This is a genomic window from Paenibacillus sp. plas6 (assembly GCF_057221655.1).
The window spans coordinates 4084195-4111128 of record NZ_CM170151.1 but is presented as its reverse complement, the minus strand read 5'-3'; the positions used below and the strand labels follow the sequence as shown (position 1 = coordinate 4111128).

Annotated in this window: 23 protein-coding genes; all 23 read right to left on the bottom strand. The window is 40.6% G+C overall.

Annotated elements, in window-relative coordinates; translation table 11 throughout:
* Positions 1–36 precede the first annotated feature (36 nt).
* The 23 genes from AC2TDL_RS18170 to fabD all read right to left on the bottom strand — a co-directional run bounded on the left by AC2TDL_RS18170 (position 37) and on the right by fabD (position 26895).
* Positions 37–2082 (bottom strand): ABC transporter ATP-binding protein, encoded by a 2046-nt coding sequence (locus AC2TDL_RS18170; protein ID WP_484697460.1) that lies wholly within the window; start codon positions 2080–2082, stop codon positions 37–39.
* On the bottom strand, positions 2066–2602 hold the full coding sequence (locus tag AC2TDL_RS18165; RefSeq protein ID WP_484697459.1) for a GNAT family N-acetyltransferase: 537 nt from the start codon (positions 2600–2602) through the stop codon (positions 2066–2068). Before AC2TDL_RS18165 ends, AC2TDL_RS18170 begins: the two co-directional genes overlap by 17 nt.
* The gene (locus tag AC2TDL_RS18160) at positions 2595–3779 is read right to left on the bottom strand and encodes an amidohydrolase (RefSeq protein WP_484697458.1); all 1185 of its coding nucleotides are present in this window, start codon (positions 3777–3779) and stop codon (positions 2595–2597) included. The genes AC2TDL_RS18165 and AC2TDL_RS18160 overlap by 8 nt, the downstream gene beginning before the upstream one ends.
* A 37-nt stretch (positions 3780–3816) precedes the next feature.
* Positions 3817–4833 (bottom strand): LLM class flavin-dependent oxidoreductase, encoded by a 1017-nt coding sequence (locus tag AC2TDL_RS18155; RefSeq protein ID WP_484697456.1) that lies wholly within the window; start codon positions 4831–4833, stop codon positions 3817–3819.
* A 16-nt stretch (positions 4834–4849) separates the two neighbouring features.
* Entirely contained in the window at positions 4850–5602 is a 753-nt protein-coding gene (locus AC2TDL_RS18150; RefSeq protein ID WP_484697455.1) for an amino acid ABC transporter ATP-binding protein, read from the bottom strand.
* On the bottom strand, positions 5599–6309 hold the full coding sequence (locus AC2TDL_RS18145; RefSeq protein WP_484697454.1) for an amino acid ABC transporter permease: 711 nt from the start codon (positions 6307–6309) through the stop codon (positions 5599–5601). Before AC2TDL_RS18145 ends, AC2TDL_RS18150 begins: the two co-directional genes overlap by 4 nt.
* A 3-nt stretch (positions 6310–6312) precedes the next feature.
* Complete coding sequence (locus AC2TDL_RS18140; RefSeq protein WP_484697451.1) at positions 6313–7077, bottom strand: amino acid ABC transporter permease; 765 nt, start codon at positions 7075–7077, stop codon at positions 6313–6315.
* Between the two features lie 30 nt (positions 7078–7107).
* Positions 7108–7941: a transporter substrate-binding domain-containing protein gene (locus tag AC2TDL_RS18135; RefSeq protein ID WP_484697450.1), complete on the bottom strand. Its 834-nt coding sequence runs from the start codon at positions 7939–7941 to the stop codon at positions 7108–7110.
* Positions 7942–8000: 59 nt separating this feature from the next.
* On the bottom strand, positions 8001–9329 hold the full coding sequence (locus tag AC2TDL_RS18130; protein WP_484697448.1) for an LLM class flavin-dependent oxidoreductase: 1329 nt from the start codon (positions 9327–9329) through the stop codon (positions 8001–8003).
* A 13-nt stretch (positions 9330–9342) separates the two neighbouring features.
* Positions 9343–10239 carry an ABC transporter permease gene (locus AC2TDL_RS18125; RefSeq protein WP_484697446.1) on the bottom strand — a complete coding sequence of 299 codons (897 nt, stop codon included), beginning with the start codon at positions 10237–10239 and terminating at the stop codon, positions 9343–9345.
* A 19-nt stretch (positions 10240–10258) separates the two neighbouring features.
* Positions 10259–11185 carry an ABC transporter permease gene (locus AC2TDL_RS18120; protein ID WP_484697444.1) on the bottom strand — a complete coding sequence of 309 codons (927 nt, stop codon included), beginning with the start codon at positions 11183–11185 and terminating at the stop codon, positions 10259–10261.
* Positions 11186–11203: 18 nt separating this feature from the next.
* Positions 11204–12865: an ABC transporter substrate-binding protein gene (locus AC2TDL_RS18115; RefSeq protein WP_484697443.1), complete on the bottom strand. Its 1662-nt coding sequence runs from the start codon at positions 12863–12865 to the stop codon at positions 11204–11206.
* 63 nt (positions 12866–12928) lie between these two features.
* Positions 12929–14269 (bottom strand): LLM class flavin-dependent oxidoreductase, encoded by a 1341-nt coding sequence (locus AC2TDL_RS18110; RefSeq protein WP_484697442.1) that lies wholly within the window; start codon positions 14267–14269, stop codon positions 12929–12931.
* Between the two features lie 18 nt (positions 14270–14287).
* Positions 14288–14764, bottom strand: coding sequence for a DinB family protein (locus AC2TDL_RS18105; RefSeq protein ID WP_484697441.1), 477 nt, complete (start codon positions 14762–14764; stop codon positions 14288–14290).
* Between the two features lie 191 nt (positions 14765–14955).
* Complete coding sequence (locus AC2TDL_RS18100) at positions 14956–15831, bottom strand: LysR family transcriptional regulator (protein WP_484697439.1); 876 nt, start codon at positions 15829–15831, stop codon at positions 14956–14958.
* Between the two features lie 267 nt (positions 15832–16098).
* Positions 16099–17661 carry an IS1182 family transposase gene (locus AC2TDL_RS18095; protein ID WP_484697438.1) on the bottom strand — a complete coding sequence of 521 codons (1563 nt, stop codon included), beginning with the start codon at positions 17659–17661 and terminating at the stop codon, positions 16099–16101.
* Between the two features lie 180 nt (positions 17662–17841).
* Positions 17842–18849 carry a signal recognition particle-docking protein FtsY gene (gene ftsY / locus AC2TDL_RS18090; protein WP_484697437.1) on the bottom strand — a complete coding sequence of 336 codons (1008 nt, stop codon included), beginning with the start codon at positions 18847–18849 and terminating at the stop codon, positions 17842–17844.
* Between the two features lie 50 nt (positions 18850–18899).
* The gene (gene smc, locus AC2TDL_RS18085; RefSeq protein WP_484697436.1) at positions 18900–22487 is read right to left on the bottom strand and encodes a chromosome segregation protein SMC; all 3588 of its coding nucleotides are present in this window, start codon (positions 22485–22487) and stop codon (positions 18900–18902) included.
* 167 nt (positions 22488–22654) lie between these two features.
* The gene (rnc, locus tag AC2TDL_RS18080; RefSeq protein ID WP_484697435.1) at positions 22655–23353 is read right to left on the bottom strand and encodes a ribonuclease III; all 699 of its coding nucleotides are present in this window, start codon (positions 23351–23353) and stop codon (positions 22655–22657) included.
* On the bottom strand, positions 23343–24584 hold the full coding sequence (gene fabF / locus AC2TDL_RS18075) for a beta-ketoacyl-ACP synthase II (RefSeq protein ID WP_484697434.1): 1242 nt from the start codon (positions 24582–24584) through the stop codon (positions 23343–23345). Before fabF ends, rnc begins: the two co-directional genes overlap by 11 nt.
* A 149-nt stretch (positions 24585–24733) precedes the next feature.
* Positions 24734–24967 carry an acyl carrier protein gene (gene acpP / locus AC2TDL_RS18070; RefSeq protein ID WP_484697433.1) on the bottom strand — a complete coding sequence of 78 codons (234 nt, stop codon included), beginning with the start codon at positions 24965–24967 and terminating at the stop codon, positions 24734–24736.
* Between the two features lie 93 nt (positions 24968–25060).
* Positions 25061–25810: a 3-oxoacyl-[acyl-carrier-protein] reductase gene (gene fabG / locus AC2TDL_RS18065; protein WP_484697432.1), complete on the bottom strand. Its 750-nt coding sequence runs from the start codon at positions 25808–25810 to the stop codon at positions 25061–25063.
* A 146-nt stretch (positions 25811–25956) separates the two neighbouring features.
* Positions 25957–26895, bottom strand: a complete 939-nt coding sequence (gene fabD / locus AC2TDL_RS18060) for an ACP S-malonyltransferase (RefSeq protein ID WP_484697431.1) — start codon at positions 26893–26895, stop codon at positions 25957–25959.
* Positions 26896–26934: the final 39 nt, after the last annotated feature.

Below are 26934 nucleotides of genomic sequence, written 5' to 3'. Positions count from 1 at the left end.
TTTTTGACGCAATAAAGCATTAACTTTAAACGTGCATTAGATGAGCGGAAAATGACAGCTCACATATCGCTCTTCGTCTATCTTTTGAAACTGCGGTTCCTGATGTTTGCAAATTTCTGCAGCAAACGGGCAACGAGGATGGAAGCGACAACCTTGCGGTGGTTTTGAAGGTGACGGAATTTCTCCCTCAATCGAACGCAATCCTCTGCGCAAAGTCAGATCCGGTTGCGGTATAGATGCAATTAATGCTTTTGTATATGGATGTGCAGGTTGTTTAAACAATTCATCACTTGGCGCGATTTCAACGAGCTTGCCTAAATACATCACGCCAATTCGATCAGAAATATGCCGTACAACTTGCAGACCATGGGCAATAAATAAAATCGTTAAGCCAAGCTTACGCTGTAAATCTTGCAATAAATTAATAATTTGAGCTTGCACTGAAACATCCAGAGCAGATACTGCTTCATCAGCTAATAAAAATGAAGGATTTAATGCAATTGCTCTAGCGATGCCTATTCGTTGACGTTGACCACCTGAAAATTCATGCGGGTATCGTTTGGCAATCGCAGGGTCTAATCCAACTAATGATAATAGCTCAGCAACTCTTTGCTCCCGCTCCTTCGCTGAAAGTGAGCTATGTACATTTAATGGTTCGGCAATACTATCGCCCACTGTCCATTTCGGATCTAGTGAACTGTGCGGATCTTGAAAAATAATTTGCAACTGACTTCTTAAGCTGCGCAGCGCATTACCTTTTAATTTAGATAAATTTCTTCCTTTAAATAGTACTTCTCCAGCCGTTGCTCGCTCTAATTGAAGCAATACTCTTCCTAAAGTTGACTTTCCGCTGCCGCTTTCACCGACAAGACCAAATATTTCTTGTTTACGAATTTTAAAACTGACATCTTCCAACGCTTTTATAGTTGATCTGGACGATAAGAAAGCATTGCCTTTGAGTGGATAATGTTTAGTTAAGCCTCTTATTTCAAATAAATATTGTTCATCCTGTTCATTCTCCACGATAGCTCCCTCGCTGATTGACAACTTATTACTTTGTGACCTCTGTTCTTGCTGCAGCACTAGGCTGTTTGACTTCACTAACGCATGATTAGCTTCAAGTGGATGCCAGCATGCAACGGTTGTACCAGCATGCTTAATAAGACGCGGTTGCTCATGTCGACAGCGTTCACTTGCATAGGCACAGCGCGGATGAAAAACACAACCTGTAGGCAGGGATTGTAAGCTGGGAATAGAGCCTTCAATTGCGAATAGTCGTGTTCCTTTTTCCGAATCTAATCTAGCAATTGAATTTAGGAGCCCTTGTGTATATGGATGCCTAGGACTAGCGAATAACTCCTGGGTTGAAGCCTGTTCTACAATTTGACCCGCATACATAACGACAATTCGATCGGCTATTTCTGCTGCTACACCAAGGTCATGCGTAATTAACAAAATGGACATCCCGTATTCTCGCTTTAAATCCTGCAAAAGCAGCAAAATTTGAGCTTGAATTGTTACATCTAGCGCAGTTGTCGGCTCATCCGCAATTAAAATATCAGGATTACATGATAACGCCATTGCTATCATTGCTCTTTGCAGCATTCCGCCTGAAAGCTGGGAAGGATACTGTTTCATTCTTAGTTCAGGATCAGGAATTCCAACTCGCTTTATTAGTTCGATCCCTCTATTCCATGCTTCTTTTTTGCTAATGTGTTCATGCGTCAAAATCGTCTCGATAATTTGATCACCAATTGTAAACACTGGATCAAAGGCAGCCATTGGTTCTTGGAAAACCATGGCCACCCGTTTTCCTCTTACTTTGCGCAACTCAGTCTCAGATAAATGAGTTAAATCCAAATTTCCCAGCAAAACTTTACCGCTTGAAATAAAGCCATTTTCAAAATCGATTAAGCGCATTATCGCTTTCGAAGTTACAGTTTTCCCGCTTCCCGATTCACCAACTAAACATACCGTCTCACCTGGAGCAATCGTTAATGACACGTCCTTAACCGCAGAGAGTGTGCCGTTCTTTGTTTTAAAATCAACTGAAAGATGCTGAATCTCAAGCAAGGCCCCCATATACAGAGTCCTCCTTAATGAGATATTTGTAGCATTTTACTAAAATGTCGCCCTTATAGATTTCATTTGTATAATCCCTTACGAATCCGAGTCGTTCATATAATGAAATTGCAGCGCTCATCATATCCGAAGTATGGAGATGAAGCGAATTTGCTCCTAGCTTCGCCGCACGTTCAATGCATTCATTAATTAACGAAGTAGCGACACCCTTGCCTCGTGCTTTAGGTGTCGTAGCTAATAATCTAAGAACAGGAGCATTGATATTTATTTCAGGATTACCGTATGCCAAATCAGAGGAAGAAAATAGCAGCACACTTCCAACGATTTCCCCATTTAGCTCAGCTACAATTCTAGCATGTGGCTTTCCATCATCAACTGAGTGAATAATATCTTGCTGATACATCAGCCAGCCTTCTTGAGGCATTACTTGTTCATATTGCCGATACGCCTCTAACAACACATTTAATATAGCCTCCCGATCTGCAGGCAGCGCATCTCTAATAACGATTGAATCACTCATTTGCTTTTCCCTCCACAACAGTAAAAGTCTCTAAAGTACTTTGAGCTAATTCAGCAAAATATTGAGCGGCTGGCAAAATTGCACGTTCATCAATATCAAATTGCGGATGATGCCATTCCTTACCTTGCTCAGTTCCCCAAAAAATAAATAGCCCTGGAACTTGCTCTTGATAAAAGGCAAAATCCTCTCCTGCAGGGGAAGATAGCGGATGAACAATCGATAACCCTAAACGTTCTGCAACGTTTTTCCCTAACTCAGCTAGCGCTTTATTATTGTCTACTGGAGGTGGTCCTTCAATCCATCGTACTCTTGCTGTCGTTGCAAATGCTGCGGCTACCTGTTCAACAACTTGTTGAAATCTATACAATACTTTTTCTCTAACGTCGCGATCAAAGGTACGGATTGTTCCTTCAAATATCGCTCGTTCAGGGATAACATTCCAAGCTGTTCCACTGTGCAATTTTGTAATACTTATGACAGCTTGCTGCTGCATGCCGATATTGCGACTGACAATCGACTGAACCGCAGTAACAATATGAGCCGCTACCACAATGGGATCAATTCCTGCCTCTGGCACGGCTGCATGTGCGCCAATACCATCAATTTCTACATAAAAACCATCCGCAGCAGCCATTACTGGTCCCGACTTGATTCCTGCGGCATTTAACGGCAAGTCAGGCTTATTGTGCAGCCCCAGTATTGCTTTTACGTCTTGCAGCGCCCCGCTGGCAATCACTTGCTGCGCCCCTTTTGCTTTTTCTTCAGCAGGTTGAAATATAAAACGAACTTTTCCTTTTAATTGAGCTTCTCGCTGCTTTAATAAAATGGCAGCACCTAAAATTACTGCAGTATGGAAATCATGCCCGCATGCATGCATCTTGCCTTTGATAGTAGAAGCAAACGGTAAACCTGTCTCTTCTTGAATCGGTAATGCATCAATATCTGCACGAACAGCAACAATATTTCTGCTGTCAGGGGAGTTACCTACTTCGGCGATAACCCCTGTAGATAAATTGAAATCTAGCACATTAATCCCTGCCTGTTGCAGCCAGCTTTTAATTGAGGCAGTCGTTTCAAACTCCTCATTAGAAAGCTCAGGAAATTGATGAAGATGACGTCGAAAGCCGATAAGCAGCTCTGCTAACTGCTGCTCTCTTTTATCAATGCTTTGCAGCATACCTTTCCCTCCCTATCAATACATAAAGTGTGAAGACTTATGAGTTAACTGAGGTATGTGACAATGCTTCACTTAACAATTCGTAAGACTTCAATCTAGCATTAAAATCTGAAACATTCGTAACGGCAATAAATTCATCTACCCCGTATTGCTCTGCAAGCTGAAGCAATTGTTCCCGTACAGATTGCTTAGATCCGCTAATATAAAACGCATCACGTTCCTTTATTGTGTAATTTTGACCTGAATTTTTCCCAAACTGCTCTGCTTGCTCCACTGATAGCAAATTCAATGAACGACCGTCAGCTAACGTCACACGTACATTTTTACGATGGGTAATCAAGGAATTGGCAGATTCGTCCGTATCTGCAACAATCACATTAACTGCTAAGATTGTGCGTGGCTTGCGCTTAAATTTTTGCTCATACAGCGCGCGATATTGACTAAACGCCTCTGCTAAAGCAATTTGATCACTATTAATAAACAACGCAAACACATAGTCTAACCCTTTTTCTGCTGCTAGTTGAGCACTGCTTTCACTTGTGCCAAGTAAAAAAAGATGCGGTGGAACATCAGGTATCGGAGATGCTTGAATCCCCGCTAGCTCATGATCATCTGGTAATGTTTGCTCAATATGGTGCTTTAATTCCTCTAGCTTTTCTTCTAATGTTAAATTGTTTGAGACACCACGCTGCAATGCTAACGTCGATCTCGGCAAACCGCCCGGAGCACGCCCAATGCCAAGGTCAATTCTTCCAGGTGCTAGAGTCGATAATATATTAAAGTTTTCCGCCACCTTATATGGGCTATAGTGCTGCAACATCACACCACCTGAACCAAGACGAATCCCTCTCGTTTGTGGAATTAAATAGGCAATTAGCACTTCAGGAGAAGAACCTGCCAGCATCCCGTCGTGATGTTCCGATACCCAAAACCGATAATACCCAAGCTCCTCTGCTCGTTTAACTAAAGCAACTGTATGTGCAAACGCATCTGTTCCCTTTTCTCCGTCATAAATCGGACTTTGATCCAAAATACTAAGTTTAATCTCCTTCATTCTGTTCTCCTCCCGGCTAAATATGATATGTCCACTCTGCACTAAACCTTTTAAGAAATTGCTTCGTTCGTTCTTCCTTAGGTGAACCAAAAAGCTGTTCGGACGTTCCTTCCTCTACGATATTTCCGCCATCCATAAACACAACATAATCAGCAATCTCGCGGGCAAAGCTCATTTCATGCGTAACGATAATCATCGTAATCCCTTCTTGAGCAATTGCTCGAATAACATCTAAAACTTCTCCAACTAATTCAGGATCTAAAGCGGATGTAGGCTCATCAAATAAAATTACATCTGGATTTAGCGCTAAAGCACGGGCAATCCCTACTCTTTGTTGTTGTCCTCCAGAAAGTTGACTTGGATAGGCATTTAACCTAGCTCCTAAACCTACCTTTTCTAGCAATTGAACACTCCGTTCATAGGCCTCTTGCTTCGGTAGCTTATGAACGACAAGTAATCCTTCCATCACATTTTCCACTGTCGTTTTATGCTTAAATAAATTGTAATGCTGGAATACCATTGCTGTTCGTTGACGAAGTTGATAGATCTCTTTCTTGCTTACCTTTTCACAATCCACTTCATATTTGCCAATCCGAATTCGTCCTTGTTCTGGCCGTTCTAAATAGTTAATGCAGCGCAATAACGTAGTCTTACCTGAACCACTAGGTCCTAATATGGCAACAACATTGCCTTTGGCAACTTTTAAATTAATATTTTTTAAGACTTGCTGCTTGCCAAATGATTTTGTTATCCCTGTTAATTCGATCATGTCACACCACCTCTGTTATAACGTGCAATCTTTCTTTCAAGGACTGCTGCCAAGCGTTCAATCAATACTGTTAATCCCCAAAAAAGAATAGCCGCAGCAATGTATGCCTCTAAAAATTTCCAGTTAGTTGCAGCAACAATTTGTGCCTGTGCATTGATTTCAACAACCGATACAGTAAATGCCAACGTCGAACCATGCAGCATGCCGATCAAACTGTTCGATAGATTAGGTAAACTTACGGCAAGCGCCTGCGGCATAATAATGCGTTGAAAGGCTTGCACTGTCGACATGCCAATAGAATAAGCTGCCTCCAGTTGTCCGCGATCAATTGCACTGATTCCTGAACGCACAATTTCGGACATATAAGCGCTGGCTGTAATCGAAAATGAAATATAAGCAAAGCCAATTAGCGGAATAACCGTTGATGTGTAGGGCAGCCCCAGTGCGAGAAACACCCCATCTAACAGCTTTGGCAACCCAAAGTAAATGAGCAATAAATGCATAAGCATTGGCGTTCCGCGAATAAACATGACATAGCCAGCAGCAATTTGTGCAAGCACTGGAACTCGATGAACTCGAATAAGAGCAATGATTGTGCCTATAACAAAGCCAGAGCTTACTGAAACGATCGTTATGTATAGCGTATTAGGCAACGCTTTAAGCAGACTTAAAAAAGCAGTAATAATAAAGCTAAAATCAAGTACCAAACATTATGCCCCCTCTTTGCGAGTTGTCAGCTTGTTTGACCATATTGGCAATTTTCTACTTATTTTTAATTGTTGCACAATTGCTAGCTGATGGCGCTGCATGCGTCGCTCCACCTGTAAAAATATCCGCTCCAATATCGTGCTAATTACAAAATAAATGAAGGATAAAGCTATATAAGTTTCAAGAAAATGTTGTGTTGCTGTACCAAGAGTTTGAGCTTTTCCAGTCATCTCCATTGCCCCAAGAGAAAAAGCAAGTGAAGTATCTTTTAAATTTGCAATTACTAAATTAGCTAAAATCGGTACAGCGATAGCAAAGGCCTGAGGCAAAACAATTCGATAGAAGGCTTGGAAGCCGCTCATTCCAAGAGAATAAGCTGCCTCCACCTGCCCGCGATCTACAGCTAATACTGCTGCGCGTATTCCTTCTGATACAAAAGCGCCAGTGTGCAAGCCGTAGCACAAAATGACAAACACTAGCACATCGGTTCTCGATAAATCGATACCAAACAGTTTCATTAACTCAGGCACACCATAATAGATAAGAAAAAGTTGAATTAGAATCGGCGTTCCGCGAAAAAACGAAACATAGACTTGAGAAAAGCGCTGTAATATCGGTATTTTATATAATCTTGGCAAGGCAATAAGAAATCCTATCATAATACCTAGCACGATCGAGGCAAAAACTATCCATAATGTAATATGAAGGAAGGATAATAGCCTTGGTAAAAATTCAAGCACATAGTTAAAATCAAAAGGTCTGCCCATACAATCACCTCTCCTCGCAGCATGCTTGAATTATTGAGTAATAGCTTCCTCCAATGTTTTTGTAAAATCTTGACCTAACCATTCTGTGCTTAAGCGTGAAAGTGTACCGTCATTTTTCAATTCTTTGACAACACGATCAAGCACATCTGCGAACTCCTTGCTATCCTTGCGCAAAACAAAATACACTTCTGATTGAATAAGCGGTTCTCCAACCGTTTTTAATGCAGGCAACCCATCATCTCCTGGATAGAAATTAAGTGCAAAATCTGTAGCTAACGTAGCATCTATCCGTTTCGATTGAATTAAACTAACTAAATCATTAGCTGCCCCACTGGAATAAACAATTTCTAGCGCATGATTATTTGCTTTATTGTATTGTTCTAAGAAGTAGGCTTGGTTACTAGTTGGTGAAGTATATACTTTTTTTCCGTGCAGATCTTTAATCGATTGAATAGTCGTATCATTTTTATCCACAGCTACTTTAGATAAAAAAATGCTATATGGTTCATTACTAAATAAAAACTTCTCTTCACGTTCAGGATTTTTTTCCATTTGATGGGCAACAATATCTACTTTTTCAGTTTCTAAGCTAAGTAGCAAATTTGAAAAATCCATTGTTTGAAACTCAAACTCATAATCTTCCAATCGTGCATCAATCTCTCGGATCAGTTCAACATCATAACCTGTTAAGTTACCTTGTTCATCAATAAAGCATACATTAGGAAACCCCGTTCCTGTGCCCACAATAATTTTTTTTACATCGCTCTTCTTGTTAGCAGGTTCAGAGGATGATCCGCATCCTGTAACTAAAAGTGAGATTACACCAATTAATAAAACAGCGATTTGTCCTTTATATAGTTTCATACGTAGCTCCCATCTTTCATTTGTCTAAATTGTAATGATTGTCAATTAACGAAATATAACTAGACATTACTTTTTTCTAATGAATAACGGTTACGAGGAATTGGCAGTTCTAAATTGCCGCGAAGTGTTTCCGCTTCATATTCCTTGCGGTAAATGCCTCTCTCTTGAAGAATCGGAACAACAAGATCGACAAATTCTTCAAAGCTGCCTGGATACGAGGAGTGAATAATAAAGCCGTCTGCTCCTTCTTCTTCATACCATTGCTGAATAAGATCAGCGATTTTATCTGGTGTACCAATAAATGATGGTTTAGGTGTTGCAATTCGCAATGCAACTTCTCTTAACGTTAATCCTTGCTCCTTCGCAATCTTTTTAATTCGGTTAGTGTCTCTTTGGAAGCTGTTATTACCTAAATCGCCAAGATCCGGAAACGGTTCATCCAGCGGATATTGTTTGAAATTATGATGATCGAAAAATCTTCCCAGATATTCTAAAGCCTTATCAATCGTTACTAGACTTGCTAACTGTTCATATTTTTGTTCTGCCTCTTCTTCTGTTCTGCCGATAATCGGACCGATTCCAGGAAAAATTGCAATTTCATCTCTTGAACGTCCATTTTGCTCAGCTCTGCGTTTAACATCAGCATAAAAAAGCTTTGCATCCGCTAACGATTCATGACCGGTAAAAACAGCATCCGCACTTTTGGCTGCAAGATCTTTCCCCGCCTCTGATGAGCCCGCTTGAAAAACTACAGGATGGCCTTGTCTTGATCTAGCAATATTTAGTGGGCCTTGCACTTGAAAATATTGACCTACATGATTTAAACGATGCAGCTTTTTCGGATCAAAAAACTGACCAGTCTCCTTGTTGCGAACAAAGGCATCATCTTCCCAAGAATCCCAAAGCCCACGAACTACTTCCAAATATTCTGTAGCGATTTTGTAACGCTCTGCATGCGATGGATGCGGCTTATTGTTAAAGTTTTTCGAGGACCCCTCTAAAGGCGAAGTAACTACATTCCATCCTGCACGCCCGCGACTTATATGATCTAAAGAAGCGAATTGACGAGCTATCGTAAAAGGCTCACTATAAGTTGTTGACACCGTTCCAACAAGTCCAATATGCTTTGTAACTGTTGCTAGTGCAGATAAAATCGTAATAGGTTCAAAACGATTTAGAAAATGCGGAATCGATTCTTCAGTAATGTACAAACCATCTGCGATAAAAACGAGATCAAACTTTCCTTCTTCCGCTTTTTGAGCTTGTCGTTTATAAAAGTCAATATTTACACTTGCATCGGTAATCGCATCAGGATGACGCCACGCTCCAATATGACCACCGACTCCATGAATAATTGCACCTAGCTTCAACTGCTTTCTTTTTGACATTTTTTGTCCTCCTTTAATTTGAATATCTATTTTTCGGATCTAAATAATCTCGTAAATAATCACCAATAATGTTGATCGCCAGAACAAATAAAGTAATTGCTAAACCAGGGAACGTACATATCCACCAAGCGATCGTTAAATAGCCTCTGCCTTGGGCGAGCAACGTTCCCCAGTCCGGAATTTCTTTCAAAACACCTAAACCAAGAAAGCTTAATCCCGAACCAGCTAAAATTGCAGTTCCAATTCCGATTGTTGACATCACTAATAATGGAGACAATGCATTAGGTAGAACATGCTTGAAAAAGATCGATATAGGTTTAACGCCAATGGCTCGAGCAGCAATAATATACGTTCGACTATTTATGCTCATAATTTGTGCTCGCATCACTCTTGCATATCCTGGAATCGAGGATATCGCAATGGCTATCACAATATTAAATAGACTAGGTCCCAATGCACCTGCAATCGCTAGCGCTAATAAAATCCCTGGAATTGTCATAAGTACATCGATTAATCGCATTAACAATGAGTCTAGCTTGCCCCCAATATAACCTGCAGCTGCTCCAATTGCCCCGCCAAATAACACGCCGACAATGACTGATGCAAAACCAATCATTAATGAATCTCGACTGCCATGTACGACTAGACTAAAAATATCTCTGCCAAAATAGTCTGTGCCGAAATAGTGTTGAACGCTAGGAGGCTGCATAATACTGGATATATTCATATCTGTTGGCTCATATGGGGCTATTAATCTGGGAAAAAGAACACAAATTAACATAAACAACAGATAAATCATTGCTAGTACAACGAGTATTTTGCTAAAAGACAGTTGAACAAATGAGAAATAACGTTTTGCAGCAATTTCTTTTTTTCTCAGCAGCGGCTTTGCAGCTACAATATCATCCATAGCAGCATCTCCTTTCTTGCTAAATTGAGCGACGTACTCTCGGATCAATAAACGAATAAGATAAGTCGACGAGCAGATTGACAATGACATAGACTATCGCTGAAAAAAAGATTACCCCTTGCACAATCGGAATGTCCTTTGCCATAATTGCATCTGCAATAATTCTTCCAATGCCTTGACGAGCAAAAACTGTTTCAATTACGACTGTACCAGCTAACATCTCTCCGATAATCATCCCAATCATCGTAATTGCCGGAATAAGTGCATTACGCAATGCATGTTGATACATGACCATTCGCTCAGGTAACCCTTTTGAGCGTAGAGTCATCATAAACTGTTCATTAATTACATCAAGCATGCTATTGCGTACCATTCTGACTATATATCCTGCTCCAATAAAGCCAAGTGACATTGCAGGCAGAACAAGAGTTTTCCAGCCATTAGAACCCATTGCTGGAAACCAGCCCAAATGAATACTAAAGAGCAAAATTAACAATATTCCTGACCAAAATGTCGGCATTGAAATGCCAAACAAACCAATTAGTCGTGCTGCTGCATCAATTACGCTATTACGATGAATTGCTGAGAACACCCCTAAGCTAATGCCCACTACAATGGAAATTGTTGAACTAGCAATTGTTAACATTAATGTAGCTGGAAAATGCTTTAATATTTTGCTAAGTACCGGCTCAGAATTCAGCAGCGAATTTCCAAAATCACCTTGCAGCATGCTCGATAAATAATTCCATAATTGGATGTGGTAAGGCTGATCGACCCCTAATTGCTGACGTAAGCTTGCTATTTGCTCTGGTGTTGCCATTGTCGGATCTAGTAAATTGTCCGTCGGATCACCTGGCAATACATATAGAATTGTAAATACAAGCACAAGTGTACCTAATATGACAAGTAAGGAGTTAATGATGCGGCTAACGATTAGCCCTCTCATTGAGATGCACATCCTTTTCTATTGAGCAATATAGACATCGTTAAAAATTGGATAACCAAGAAAATCAAACAGTAAATCTTTCACCGAAATATGTGCCCCGACCGTATACGGAAATACATAAATTGGAATTATAATGGCATTATCAATAATGTAGTGCTGTACCTCTTTATAAATGTTGGCACGTTTTTCAGGATCCGTTTCTACTAAACCTTGTTCAAGCAGCTCGTCAACTTTCGGATCTTGCAGCTTAGATAATGATTTTTGTCCATTTGGATCATAGGAATGATAGAAGGCATACAGGGCGTTCGGATCAGAATTCACTTGGCTATTGCCATACAAATCATAGTCATAATTGGTGTAAACGACGGTTTTCACATCTTTCGTAATTTCAATTTGAACATCAATGCCAATATTTTTTAACTGCTGCTGGACAATAACCGCAATATCGTTACGTTTTTCACGATTTGGTGTACCATCCACATACTTTAATGTAAGTTTTTTACCATCTTTTTCTCGAATTCCGTCTGCTCCTTTTACCCAGCCAAGTTCATCCAACAATTGATTAGCTTTATCAAGATCAGGAGTGATACTGTTTTCTAATGATGAATCATAGCCCAATATACCTGGGGTCAACGGCGACCATGCTTGCTGATACGTTCCAAAATATAAGGTTTGCACAATGCTCTTAACATCAACCGCATATTGAACGGCTTGCCTTGCTTTTAATTCATTCCATGGCTCATGATCTAGATTAAAAAACAATGTGTAAGGCAGACCTACCGTATTTACTGTGAACACTTGAGCATTCGGATCACTTTGGAATGCAGCAATGTTTTGCGGAGGCACTGTCTCTGCAGCTAAAATCTGTCCGCTTTGCACACTGCCAATTCGAGTAGCTTCTTCAGGAACGATATGAAAAGCAATGCTTTCCAAGTATGGAGCCCCTTGATTGTTAACTAGTTCTGGTGCCCATGCATAAGCATCATTCCGCTTGACTACAATTTGTGCATTTTCTTCCCAGCTTTCAAATATAAATGGACCAGTTCCAACGGGATGCTGCCCCAGTTGATCCCCATATTTTTCTGCCGCAGTCGGAGAAACAATTCCTAGCAACGCCTGACTTAAGTTGCCTAAAAACGCTTGTGAAGGTGTTGACAAATTAATTTTGATTGTATACTCATCAAGCACTTCTGATGATTCATATGGTTTTAGCAATGCCACTGAATTGGCTGCCTTTGTTTCAGGGTTTACTATTCGATCAAAGTTATATTTAACTGCTTCTGCGTTAAATGGTGTTCCGTCATGGAATTTTACGTCCTCTCTTAATTTGAACGTATAGCTTTTTCCGTCCTCTGAAATTGTCCATTCTGTTGCCAACCAAGGACGAATAGAATTGTCTGGAAGCTGTACAACCAGTGAATCATAAATAGTTCTTAGTACACGAACGGCAACAGCTAAGCCACTGCGATGTGGATCTAAAGTATCTGGGGATGTCGCTAAGGCGAAGCTTAAATTACCACCTATATTTAACTGCTCTGATGATGTTTGCTCATTATCATTTACTTCACTATTAATCTTTCCTGAGGATGATTGACTAGCATTATTCGCAGAAGCGCAAGCCGATATTAGTAAAGCGAGCGATAATAACAAACTTAGCGTTGTTAAAGATTGTTTTGACATCTTAATCTCTCCTCTCTATTATTTCTTTGTTATCTCATCGACTAACTCGGATTTTATGTAAGCTCAATGAGATATTTCTGCTTGCTCCCTTCGCGCAGCATAAATATTTTGCGGGATCGCTAACCCTAAATTACCTCTCAACGTATCACTTTCGTATTCCTCGCGAAATAAGCCTCTTGCGCGTAAAATTGGCACTACCTGATCAATAAATTGTTCTAGACCGTTTGGCACTGCCGAGCCAACAATAAATCCATCCGCTGCTCCTCCTGTAAACCATTGCTCTATGCGATCAGCTACCTGACTCGGTGTTCCGATAAAGGTTGGTCTTGGAGTAGCTGTTTCAAGCGCAACTTGACGAAGTGTCAAACCTAGCTCTTTTGCTTTTTGCTTTATTTTATCTGTCGTACTTTGGAAACTATTGCGTCCAAGTTCGCCTAGCTCAGGAAATGGCGCATCTAGTTCATATTGTGAAAAATCATGGTGCTCAAAGTAACGTCCTAAATAGACTAATGCATCCTCGATCGATACTAGAGATGCTACTTCATAATATTTGCGTTCTGCTTCTTCCTCTGTTGCACCAATAATCGGAGCGATCCCTGGCATAATTAGTACTTCCTCCTTGCTTCTGCCGAACGCCTCAACTCGTTGCTTCACATCTTGATAAAAAGCTGTCGCTTCTTCAAAAGACTCTTGCGCTGTAAAAATTGCATTTGCTTCTGCAGCTGCATAATTTTTCCCTGTTTCTGATGAGCCAGCCTGAAAAATAACAGGTTGACCTTGCTTTGATCTTGCGACGTTCAATGGACCCTTGACGGAAAAATATTTCCCTTGATGATTTAATGTATGCAGCTTAGTACGGTCAAAAAAGACACCCCTCTTTTTATCGCGTATAAATGCATCATCCTCCCATGAATCCCATAACCCTCTAGTTACCTGTAAAAACTCTTTTGCAATTGCATATCGCTCACTATGAGATGGATGCGGCTTATTATTAAAATTAGCAGCGGTACCTTCCAGTGGAGATGTAACAATGTTCCATCCAACACGACCGCCGCTTAGTTGATCCAATGAGGCAAACTGTCGTGCTATTGTAAATGGATCGCTGTAGGTTGTCGAAACAGTTGCAACTAAACCAATATGATCGGTTACTGCAGCTAAGTGACTTAATAAAGTTAAAGGCTCAAAGCGATTCAAAAAATGAGGTAATGAATGCTCTGTAATATATAATCCGTCTGCAATAAACAGAAAATCAAGCATTCCTTGTTCAGCTTTAATTGCCTGATTTTTATAATAATGAATATCGATACTTGCATCAGCCTTCATTTCAGGATGACGCCAAAGTGATGTGCTATTGCCAACCCCATGTAAGGTTGCACCTAGCTTCAACTGCTTTTTGTTGCTCATTCCTGTCACCATCCCTTTCTAATTGATTGCTGCCTGAGCATATGCTTGCTGTATTCGTTTTATTTGACTGATATGATGGTGTACATGATTTGTAAATGAGCTAACAATGTCATAGATATTCACCTTATCGCCTTTTGCATTTATCGTACTTTTACTTAAATCTTCATCTGCTAATCTTGAAAGCAGTGAATGGTTATAAATAAGCAATGCTTGAAAAAACTGCAGCACATGTTTTGCTTTCTCCTTATTTGCCAGCTGTCCAGAAACCCAGCCATCCTGATTGAAGGTTAAAAATGGACCATCACCTGCTGCTAAAATATTACGGATACGAACGGACACAACGAGATTATGATCAGCTAGATGAGTAAGAACTTCGGTAATGCTCCATTTATTGGGAGCTGGCTTCCAAACTAACTCCTTCTCAGATAAATCTTGAATGGCATTCGTTAATTCAGTATACGTATTTAAATAAGCTTGCAAGTCCAATTGACTCATAGTCAGCATTCCCCCTGCTTTAGTTTTATCATTACGTTAATAGATAGCTATATATAAAACGTAAAATATAAATCATTATCCTTACAATACCTATTAGTTTAGTAAGGATTATGTTGATAATAATTTACCATCTATTCACGTTAATTAGTTATAGACTTTCTCTATTAATCAATAGAACATCGTTAGAATTGTTAAAACTGATACAGGACATGCTGACGAATGGTTTTAATGATCTTTGAATGTTCGCCAATTAAGCTAACAAGATTTGTTTGCAGGGAAATCCCTTTTGTCTCCTCAATCTCAATCGGAATAAGTTTTCCACAATTAACTTCTTCACGTACGCAAAGATCAGGCAAAAAGCAAATGCCCGCTCCTTGTAAAACTAATTTCTTTGCGGTTTCTGAATTATCAACATGAAAAACAATGTTTAATGGATGCTCTAAATGCTCAAAAACTTTATGAACGCGTTGCCAATCCAATGACCCGCATTCAAAAAAAACAAACAGCTCCTTACTAACGTCTTGGATACTTACTTTCTCCATCCGTGCAAAAGGATGAGTTTCATTTACATAAAGCCGTATCGGATCGTTGTGAAATGGAAACGTTTGGAGTGATGGATGGGCAAGTTTACGAACAAATGCTAAATCAATTTCACGATCCAATAGTTTTTCAATTAGTTTATCAGAAGGGGCAGTTACGAGCTTATACGTCAAATCAGGAAAACTATTTTTTAAGATTGTTAATAAATCAGCAATAATATAATTCGATATCGAAACTGTGCTGCCGATTCTTATTTCCATAGAGGATACACTATGATCCTGAATCTTCATTTTGCCAGTTTGATAGGTTTGTAAAATTTGCTGGGCATATGGCAAGAACTGTTTCCCTTTCTCTGATAGAACGACTTGCTTGCCTTGTCGTTCAAATAGTTTACTATTTAACTCACGCTCCAACGTCTGGATTCGTGCAGTCACTGATGGCTGTGATAAAAATAATACTTCAGCCGCTTTGTTAAAGCTTCCGTAATGATTAACGTAGACAAAGGCTTCTATATTTTCAATATTCAAGAGAATCACCACCAATTATTCTTATTATTCATATAGATTAACATGGATTTTTTTCCAAAAAAAGAGGTTCCTTTAGAATATTATCAAATTACGTAATAATATGATCATACATAGACTTCTATGCCGCCATTTAAAGTGGTTGCCTTTGACGTCATTTAAAATGAAAAGAGGCTGGGACATAACTAGTCTCTAAAGCAAGAAAAAGGTGAAATCCGCAAGTGGATTTCACCTTTTTCCTATTTTAAGTTCTATTTTCTCTGTACTCGTCTACGTTCGTAACACATATTTTCTTAAATTTACTGCCATTAAGGCTAGTCCTATCTCATGTTCTACTTTTCGTTTTCCACGAACTGAAAAACGAGTGAAACCTAAATTAGCCTTCAAGAATCCAAAAACTGGCTCTACGTCGATTTTACGTTGACGGTAGAGTTCACCTGTTTTTTCTTCTGAAAGCTGTTCTTGTACATATATTTTTTGTTGTTCCCAACGATCGTTTATTAACAGTTGTCGATTTCGTCCTTCTCCTGCCTTTGTGCAGCTTGTTCGGAAGGAACAGCCTGTACAATCCGAACATGAATAGATCTTAAACTGACGTTGGAACCCGCCTTTATCTTTACGAGTAGCATAGCGTTGAAAGGTGAGATATTGATCATTAGGGCAGGTATATCGATCTTCCTCCGTATCGTACTGCCAGTTTCTCGGTTGAAAGGGATCGTTCTTTACCTTCTTCTTTTGTTCGCGCTCATACATCGTATACTTCATCAATGGAACACGCTTGCGATTGGTGATGACATCCTCATAGTTTTGTTCACTTCCATAGCCTGCGTCCGCCACGATGTAGGTAGGTAAGTCGAAGTATTGGTTTTCAATTTCATTAAGAAAAGGAATGAGCGTCTTCGTGTCTGTTGGATTAGGATAGATCCCATACGCCAGTGTATATTGTCCTTCTGTCGCAATTTGTACGTTGTATCCAGGCTTTAACTGACCATTCTTCATATAGTCATCTTTCATCCGCATAAACGTCGCATCCGGATCGGTTTTCGAATAGCTGTTTCGATCTCCAAACTGTTGTTGATGCTGCTTGTATTTTTTCTTTCGTTCAATCCATTCACGGACTTGCTTGAGCATTTGTTTTGGCACTTTACGCTTGCTTCGTAATTGCTTTCGTTCGCTCGTATTTTCGGATGCTTCCATCTTTTCTGTATAGCTTTCAACCACGTGTTCGAGGTGTTCTGCGATCTCCAACAAGTTTTCCGTAGAGAGTTCCTGCTCATGTTCGAGCTCTGGAATAATCTTTTGTTCCAATAACTCGTTGTACAATTGATTCGACTTCTCGATTAGACGAGTATGATGCTTGTCCACGGCTTTTTTCCATACAAACGTAAACTTGTTGGCATTCGCTTCAATCTTTGTACCATCAATGAAAATCGCTTCTTGGTGAATGATCTTTTCTTCTACTAACTTCGAGCGAAATTGAACAAAGCACTGGCGGATTAATTCCTTCATCTCAGGATGAACACGGAAACGATTGATTGTGCGGTAGCAAGGTTCGTAGCCTTGTGCCAACCACATCATCCGAATACTGTCTTTCGTTAGAGCTTCAATTTTACGACCAGAAAAGGCAGATTGGGTGTAGCCACATAGAATGATCTTGAGCATCATGCGAGGATGATAGGATGGACAACCATCACGACGAACAAACGAACGAAACGCTTCATCGGGAATACTTTCGACCAAATGATGAATGGCAAACGCAATATCTTTTTCATTTAATTTAACTTCTAAATTTAGAGGCAAAACTAATTGGTTCATGTTATACTGTTTGTACATAAGGAACACCTTCTTTAATGTTTTTGTAGGAGTACTAAAATTTTAACAGATGGTGTTCCTTTTGTATTTAAAAATTTAACGGCGATGACATTTTACTTTCGTAAACGTCACCGCCGTTTTTAGTTAGGCTGGGTTATTTTGTCCCAGCCTCTTTCATATATTTCGACCTTATTAAGCAATTTATTGTCCAGCTTGCTGTTCAGCTTCTTCTTCCTTCTGAATTAATCCAGCAAACAAGGCGTGTACAAATTGCTCGGAATCAAATTCCTGCAAATCTCCCATTTTTTCACCAAGACCAACCAGCTTAACTGGCAAATTTAACTCATTGCGAATTGCAATAACGATACCACCTTTTGCAGTACCATCAAGTTTGGTAAGTACTAGACCAGTGACACCGCTTTTTTCTCCAAACAGCTTCGCTTGACTAAGTGCATTTTGCCCAGTTGTAGCATCAAGCACAAGCAGTACTTCATGAGGTGCTGAAGGTAATTCGCGCTGAATAACGCGATATATTTTATTAAGCTCTTCCATAAGATTTGTTTTGTTTTGTAAACGACCTGCCGTATCACAAATAAGCACATCAACTTTACGTTGTTTAGCAGCATGAACGGCATCGTAAATAACCGCTGCTGGGTCTGCACCCGAAGCCTGCTTAATAACATCGACTCCCACACGTTGTCCCCAAACCTCAAGCTGCTCGATAGCTCCTGCACGGAATGTATCCCCTGCAGCAAGTAGTACATTTTTCCCTTCGCTTTTCAGCTTATGAGCCAGCTTACCAATCGTTGTTGTTTTACCTACACCATTTACCCCAACAAACAAGTAAACCGTAATTTCACCTGGAGGAGCAACTGCAAGCTTTGTGTTATCCTCACCTTTAAGCATAGCAACAAGCTTTTCTGAAAGAACTGGTTGAAGCTCTGAAGCATCTTCAATTTTACGTTTTTTCACTTCATCACGCAGTTCATCAATTAACTGCATAACCGTAGTTACGCCTACATCAGCACCAATTAAAATTTCTTCAAGCTCTTCATAAAATTCCTCATCGATTTTTTTACGACGAGTAATGAGCTCCTCTACTTTTTCAACTAGCGCTGTTCTTGTTTTCGCTAGCCCTTCCTTAAATACATTAGTTACTGCTTCAGTTTTAGCAGCTATACTTTCCTTAAGTTTCTTAAAAAAACTCATTCATTACCCTCCGACTTTATTGAAATAATCTAGAGTATTACAATTACGCGCTAAGCAGTTACTCCGTCAAACGCCTTATGATCCTCCTCTAGCTTCACACTAACTAGCTTGGAGACACCGCCTTCTTCCATCGTTACCCCATATAGAACATCGGCTTCTTCCATCGTACCTTTACGATGTGTAACAACAATAAATTGTGTTAAATCGGAAAACTCACGTAAATATTGTGCAAAACGGGATACGTTTGCTTCATCTAATGCTGCTTCAACCTCGTCAAGCACACAGAACGGCACAGGCTTAACTTGGAGTATTGCAAATAATAAAGCAATCGCTGTTAATGCACGCTCTCCACCAGAAAGGAGCTGTAAATTTTGCAGCTTTTTCCCTGGAGGTTGAGCCACAATATCTATCCCTGTCTCTAGTATATTGGATGGATCAACAAGAATAAGATCTGCACGTCCACCGCCAAACAGTTTACTAAAGACTACAATGAAATGTTTACGAATTTCATCAAAGGTTGATTTAAAGCGTTTGGACATTTCATCGTCCATTTCTTTAATAACTTGATATAAAGTAGCTTTGGCTTCCATCAAGTCATTTTTTTGCTCGTTTAGGAAATCAAAGCGCTCCTTCACACGCTCATATTCCTCAATAGCCCCTAGGTTAATTTCACCAAGGCTGCTAATTTTACGTTTTAAATCACGTACATCTAGCTCAATCGCTGCAATATCTTCAACTATAGGATATTGCTGTTTAGCAAATTCATAGCTATAACCATATTCTTCAGATAGCTTCTTAATTGTATGATCAAGCTCAACATCTTGACGATTAAGAACTATTTCGGTTTGTCTTATTTGCTCATCAATATTGCGCAGCGCAATTCGCTGCTCTTTCGTAGCACTTTCGCCCTGCTCAAGTCCGCTTAGCTTCTCCTGACGTTTTAAGCGATAGGCATCTGTCCGTTCACTGCATGCCTGCTTACTCTCTCTAAGCTGCTGCAGCCGAGTCGTTTGCTGCGCTGCTTCTTCAGCTAACTGAACAGCTTGCTCCTGCAATTGCTGACGTTGTTGCTGATAGCCTTTAAGCTCCTGCTTCGCACGATTAATTTCTTCACGTAAGCGAGCTGCTTGCTCCTCATAATTGCTATACTCTTGATCTAGTTTTGCTACATTAATTTTCAGATCAGTAAGCTGCGATTGCAGCTCTTCTTTCTCTGTTTCACTCGACTTACGTTTTTGCTCTGCTAGCTTAATAGCTTCCTGGAGTGCTGCCTCCTGCTCGCTTAGCTCGGCAAGCTTTTGCTGTGCTTCTGCGATTTGTTTTGCAGCCGCTTGCTGCTCCGTTGCTTGTGCTTGTTTTTCTGTAAGTGAAAGCGCCTGTTGTTCACTTAGAAACTTCATCTCTTGCATTAGCTGCTGTTGCTCACCTTTTATGCTTTGCTCTTCAAGACGTTTTTGCTCTAATTTTTCTCTTGCCTGCTCAGCATTTTGCGTACGGATTGAAGCTTCCTTACGCTTATCATCAAGCTGCAAACGCTGCTGTTGAATTTGTTCCTTCAATAACTGAATCGCCTCGTCAAGCTGTTCGATTTGACGATGTCGACCGAGCAAGCTTGCTCCTTTTTTCTGCAAGCTACCGCCCGTCATAGAACCGCCGGCATTAACAACATCACCTTCAAGTGTGACGACACGATAACGATATTGACAGCGAGCAGCAATTCGGTTTGCTTGCTCCAAATTTTCTGCTAACAGCACGTTTCCAAGCAGATTAAATACGATTTCTTTATATTTATCATCAGTTTGTATTAGCTCTGCAGCAATTCCAACAAAACCGTCTAATTCAGAGAGAATGCGGCGTTCCTGCTCACTAATTCGTCTTCCGCGAATTACATCAAGCGGTAAAAAGGTAGCTCGTCCAAGCTGTCGCTGCTTTAAATAGCTAATTGCAGCACGAGCTGTACGTTCATCTTGCATTACAATATGCTGTAATGCACCACCAAGTGCCGTTTCCACAGCAAGCTCAATTCGTTGAGGTACGATAATAAGTTCAGCTACAGCCCCATGTACCCCCTCAATGCCCCCTTGCGGTCTGCGAGCTGCCTTTAGTATCTCTTTTACACCGAGCATAAAGCCGTCCATCGCATCTTGCATTTCTTTAAGTGTGTCTCGACGAGATAAATCACTATCTAGCTTTTGCTCTAATCGTCTAAGTTGGGAAATAGAGGACTCAATCTCAATGTTGAGCTTACGTGCTTCGTCTGCTTCCTCAAGCATCTTCGTGCGCAATCGCTCGTATTCATTAATTAATGCTTCCAGCCTTTTATCTAATTCATGTTTTTTCGCATCTAACGCACGTTGTTGCTGCTGCCACTTTGCCTCATCTTCGCCAATTCGCTCCATTCGATGCTGCAAAGCTTCTTGCTGCTGCTGCGCATAACGAATTTCATTGCGTAGCTGAGCCCCCGTGCTAAGCACAGTGAGAAGTTCATCTTTCAGACGCTCCTCTTCATCCTGGCTACTGCCAGTAGCTACCCCCTGCATACGAATTTCTTCAGCCTGCAGCTTTAAACGTAGCTCCTTTAGACGTTCCTCCAGCTCAGCAGCTTTACTGCGAATAGCCACTTCTTCCTTGGATAAATTCAAGATACGTTCATCTGTAACAGCAATATTTTGCTCAACAGCTAAAGAAGTTTGCTCATTGTGACTAATACGTTCTTTAATAACTTCGTTATATCCCTCACATTTTTCCACATCTTCACTAAGCTGCAGCATCGTTTGATGAAGTTCGTCAAGCTCCTTTTCAATCTCACGAAGCTGCATCCGATCACTTTCTAGTAAGGCATCATGCTTACTTACTACTGCTGATAGTTTAAGCTGCTCCTCCTGCAACGCTTGCAGCTTCGCAGTTGAATCGGACCATGCTTTATGTAGCGTCTCAATTTGATGAACATACAAAGCAATTTCCTTCGATTTCAACTGCTCTTTTAGTTCCTTATAATGCAGGGCAACCTCAGATTGCTTGCGCAATGGCTCAACTTGATCCTCAAGCTCTGAAACGAGATCGTGAATCCGAAGCAAATTTTGCTCAGTATCATCAAGCTTACGCTGTGCTTCTTTTTTACGAGATTTATACTTTACGATACCTGAAGCTTCCTCAAAGATTCCACGCCGATCCTCGGAGCGAGTACTTAATATCTCCTCTATACGCCCTTGTCCGATAATCGAATAGGCCTCTTTACCGATCCCTGTATCCATAAATAGTTCAGTAATGTCCCGTAATCGGCAAGCTTGTTTGTTAATCATATACTCACTATCACCGCTGCGATGCACACGTCGAGTTACAGTAACCTCATTGTATTCAAGCGGTAATGAGCCGTCTGAATTATCTAACGTTAGCGATACTTCACTATAATTCACTGCTCTTCGTGCATCACTACCAGCAAAAATAACATCCTCCATTTTACCGCCACGAAGGCTCTTAGCGCTTTGCTCACCTAGAACCCAGCGGATACCGTCAGAGATATTACTTTTACCTGAACCGTTTGGTCCAACTACAGCGGTTATGCCGTTAACAAATTCAAGCTCTGTTTTATCTGCGAAAGACTTAAAGCCTGTTAATTCAATTCTTTTTAAAAACATAGTTTGGTTTTCACCTCATAGTACATTGTACCACATATATTATCCTGCCGTGATGAATTCCTTTAGGCAAACGACATACAAAAAGCATCTCTTTGGACAATTGTCCACTGAAATGCTTTTTGTATGTTCGAAAAGGTCTTCGCTAAGTTTGAACATCAAAGCTGCCCTTATTGTTCAGCTAATTTATTCCAAGCTTCTGCAGCAGCCCGCTGCTCTGCTTCTTTTTTGGAGCGACCAACGCCTACCCCATAACAAACATCATCTATCGTTACCTCGATGACAAACTCACGATCGTGAGCAGGACCTCTCTCTTCGAGTATGCGATATTCAATTGTACCAAGACCAACATGTTGCGCACGCTCTTGCAGCTTCGACTTGGCATCCTTCATCAGCAAACCATAATTATTGGAATCAATATATGGAAACATATGCTGCTCTAAAAATGCGCGCGTTGCTTCAACACCTGCATCTAAATATAATGCACCTACAAACGATTCAAATAAATCTGCCAGCAACGCTTGACGATGTCTGCCGCCTAGTTGTTCTTCCCCTTTTCCAAGCAACACATATTGTCCAAGTTCTAAGCGCTCAGCAAAATTTGCAAGGGACGGCTCACAAACCACAGAAGCCCGCATTCTCGTTAATTCACCTTCAGGACGCTTAGGATATGTTTTGAACAAATATTCAGAGACAAGAAGCTGTAAAACAGCATCCCCCAGAAACTCTAAACGTTCGTTATCCTGGATTGAACCTCGTTTATGCTCATTCACATAAGAAGTATGGGTAAAAGCTTGGCGTAGAAGTTTTGTTTTTGTAAAATTGAGCTGCAGCTTCTGCTGCAGCTCTTCAAATCCATCATGCTTCATATTTTCTCATCATGATAGACGCGTTATGTCCACCAAATCCAAAAGAGTTTGATAAAGCAACCTTAACGTCTGCTTGACGAGGTACATTTGGCACATAGTCAAGATCAAGCTCTGGGTCTTGATTGTCAAGGTTGATTGTTGGAAGAAGAACGCCGTTCTTCAAAGTTAATGCAAGAATTACTGCTTCTACGCCACCAGCAGCACCTAAAAGATGTCCAGTCATTGATTTTGTTGAGCTAACAGCTAATTTATACGCATGATCGCCAAACGTTTTCTTAATCGCTGTTGTTTCAGATTTATCTCCAGGAGGTGTACTTGTTCCATGTGCATTAATATAGTCAATTGCACTTGGTTCAAGACCAGAATCTTTAATCGCATTTGCCATACAACGTGCAGCACCATCTGGATCAGGGTCAGTCATATGGTGTGCATCAGCACTCATTCCATAGCCGATAACTTCAGCATAAATTTTAGCCCCACGAGCTAATGCATGCTCTAATTCTTCAAGAATAAGAACACCTGAGCCTTCACCCATAACGAAACCGTCACGGTCGATGTCGAAAGGTCGGCTCGCTTTTTCAGGCTCATCGTTTCGTGTTGACATGGCACGCATTGAACAAAAACCAGCCATTCCTGTAGGACGAATAGTAGCCTCAGCACCGCCAGCAATCATAACTTCTGCGTCTCCGCGTTGAATAATTTTATAAGCATCCCCAATAGAGTGAGTTCCCGTAGCACAAGCTGTCACAGCTGTAGTATTCGGTCCTTTCGCACCTGCAATCATGGAAACTTGTCCGGATGCCATATTTGCAATCATCATCGGAATAAAGAATGGACTTACACGTTTTGGACCTTTTTCTAACAGGATACGATGTTGCTCTTCCCATGTACCAAGTCCGCCAATACCAGAACCAACGATAACGCCAACGCGTTCTGCTGGAATATGTTCACCTATCTTTAATCCTGAATCCTCAATAGCTTTTAAGCTTGTAGCAACGGCAAATTGCACAAAGCGATCCATACGACGAGCATCTTTCTTATCAATGCCGAAAGCAACTGGATCAAAATCTTTAATCTCTGCGGCAATTTTTGTAGGATAATCGGAAGTGTCAAATGATTCAATTAATGAAACACCTGATTTTCCTTCCAATAAATTTCCCCAAAATTGCTCAAGCTCCGAGCCAAGCGAAGATAAGATGCCCATTCCCGTAACAACAACTCTACGCTTCATATCGATCACCTCTACTTTATATCTAATCCCATCTATATTCAAAAGAATTGCCACACAATTCTTTAACCTTACACTTATTACGTATCCTTTATTAATGCAGAAAAAATAAGGATTGAGTCCCGTTAGTCAATAACGGGACTCGACCATCATTAGGTATGAGATTGTATGTATTCTACAACTTCTCCTACCGTAGAGATCTTTTCAGCATCTTCATCAGAAATTTCAAGGTTAAACTCATCTTCTAGTTCCATGATAAGTTCAACTACATCAAGTGAGTCAGCATTCAAATCTTCTTTGAAAGAAGCCTCAAGAGTCACCTTTTCTGCAGGTACGCCTAGGCGATCAACAATAATCGTTGTTACGCGCTCTAATACATCGGACATCCGATTCACCTCCTCTACGTATTATACGAAAACGAATTAAAAATAGCTATCTTTAGATGAAACTTCTCATAAAAGTTTGCATCAAAAGTGAAATCACATATACATGCCGCCATCAACATGGATGGTTTGGCCAGTCATATAAGAGGCAGCGTCAGAGGCTAAAAAGCGAACTGCATTCGCAATATCTTCCGCAACCCCAAGCTTAGCTAATGGAATTTGTGTAGCCAATGACTGCTTCAAATCCTCAGGCAGCTTGTCTGTCATATCTGTCTGAATAAATCCAGGTGCGACGCAATTCACAGTAATATTTCTAGCTGCGAGCTCTCGCGCACTAGCTTTAGTCAAACCAATTACACCTGCTTTTGCAGCAACATAATTGGCTTGTCCAGGATTACCTAACACACCAACAACAGATGATATGTTAATAATTTTACCAGAACGCTGCTTCATCATTGGACGAGTAACAGCTTTAATACCATTAAATACGCCTTTTAGATTTGTTTCGATAACTTGATCGAACTCCTCTTCCTTCATTCGCATAATTAAATTATCACGCGTAATGCCAGCGTTATTGACTAATATATCAATGCTGCCAAACTCATCGACAACCTGTTTTACCATGTTTTCAAACTCGTCTAGCTTGCCAACATTTGCTTTAATAATGATCGCTTGGCGTCCTAATGCTTTAATCGCTTCTGCAGTTTCAGCAGCTGCTTGTTCACTGCCAGAGTAGTTAACAGCAACGTCTGCACCAGCTTCTGCTAGCGCAATTGCAATTGCTCGACCAATCCCGCGTGAAGCGCCTGTAACAAGCGCCTTCTTGCCCTCCAAGCTTGCAAACATACCCCTACCTCCTCAAACTTTTTGTGTTTTCACCGATATACTTTCTTACACACAAAAAGTGCTTCGAAAGTATAAACTATTACTTTTTATGGGCTTCCTTAATTTTCTTCATGTAAATAAAAAGTATCTCGGAAGCATATGCCAAACTAAACTGAAGCAAGCTCAGACAATAAATCCAGTGCTTCAAGCTTATTTATCGTAATTGTATTTACATCTCTATTAATCTTTTTAATCAAGCCTGTTAATACAGAGCCTGAGCCGATTTCCACAAAGGTGTCAACACCAAGTTCGACTAACTTATTGATGCTATCTTCCCAAAGCACTGGTGCACATACTTGACGTTGTAGCAAATCTTTAATTTCACTTGCAGCAGTAACAGAAGAAGCTGTTACATTTGCAATGACAGGAATTGAAGCATCTTGCAAGGAAATTTGCCCTAGCACACCGCCAAGTTGCTCTGCCGCACTGCTCATTAAGGAAGAATGGAATGGTCCGCTTACTTCAAGCGGAATGACTCGCTTAGCACCAATTTCTTTGCCTCTCGCTACAACCTGCTGTACCCCTTCAATTGTACCAGATACAACAATTTGTCCTGGGCAGTTGACATTTGCTAGCTCTACGCTTGCACCTTGATTCGTAATTTCATTACAAAGTTGTTTCAGCGCTTCTCGCTCAGCACCAAGCACTGCTGCCATACCGCCTTGTCCATTTGGTACGGCTTGCTCCATAAATTGACCGCGTGCACGTACGGTACGTACTGCATCCTCGAAACTCATTACGTTTGCTGCCACAAGCGCACTGTATTCACCAAGACTATGCCCCGCTACGTAATCAGCTTTCAAGCCAGATTTTTCAACTAGCTTCAAAAAAACGACACTTGCAGTCAATAGTGCTGGTTGCGTATTTGCCGTTTGCTTTAAAGCCTCATCAGGACCATTAAACATAAGATCAGTTAATGAAAAACCAAGTGCTTCATTGGCTTTTTCAAAAACAGCTCGTGCGTCACTGTCATGCTCGTAAATGTCTTTACCCATGCCAACAGCTTGAGCACCTTGTCCAGGAAATACAAATGCAATTTTCCCCACAACGTTCTCCTCCAAACATTAAGCATAGTTCTATGATTT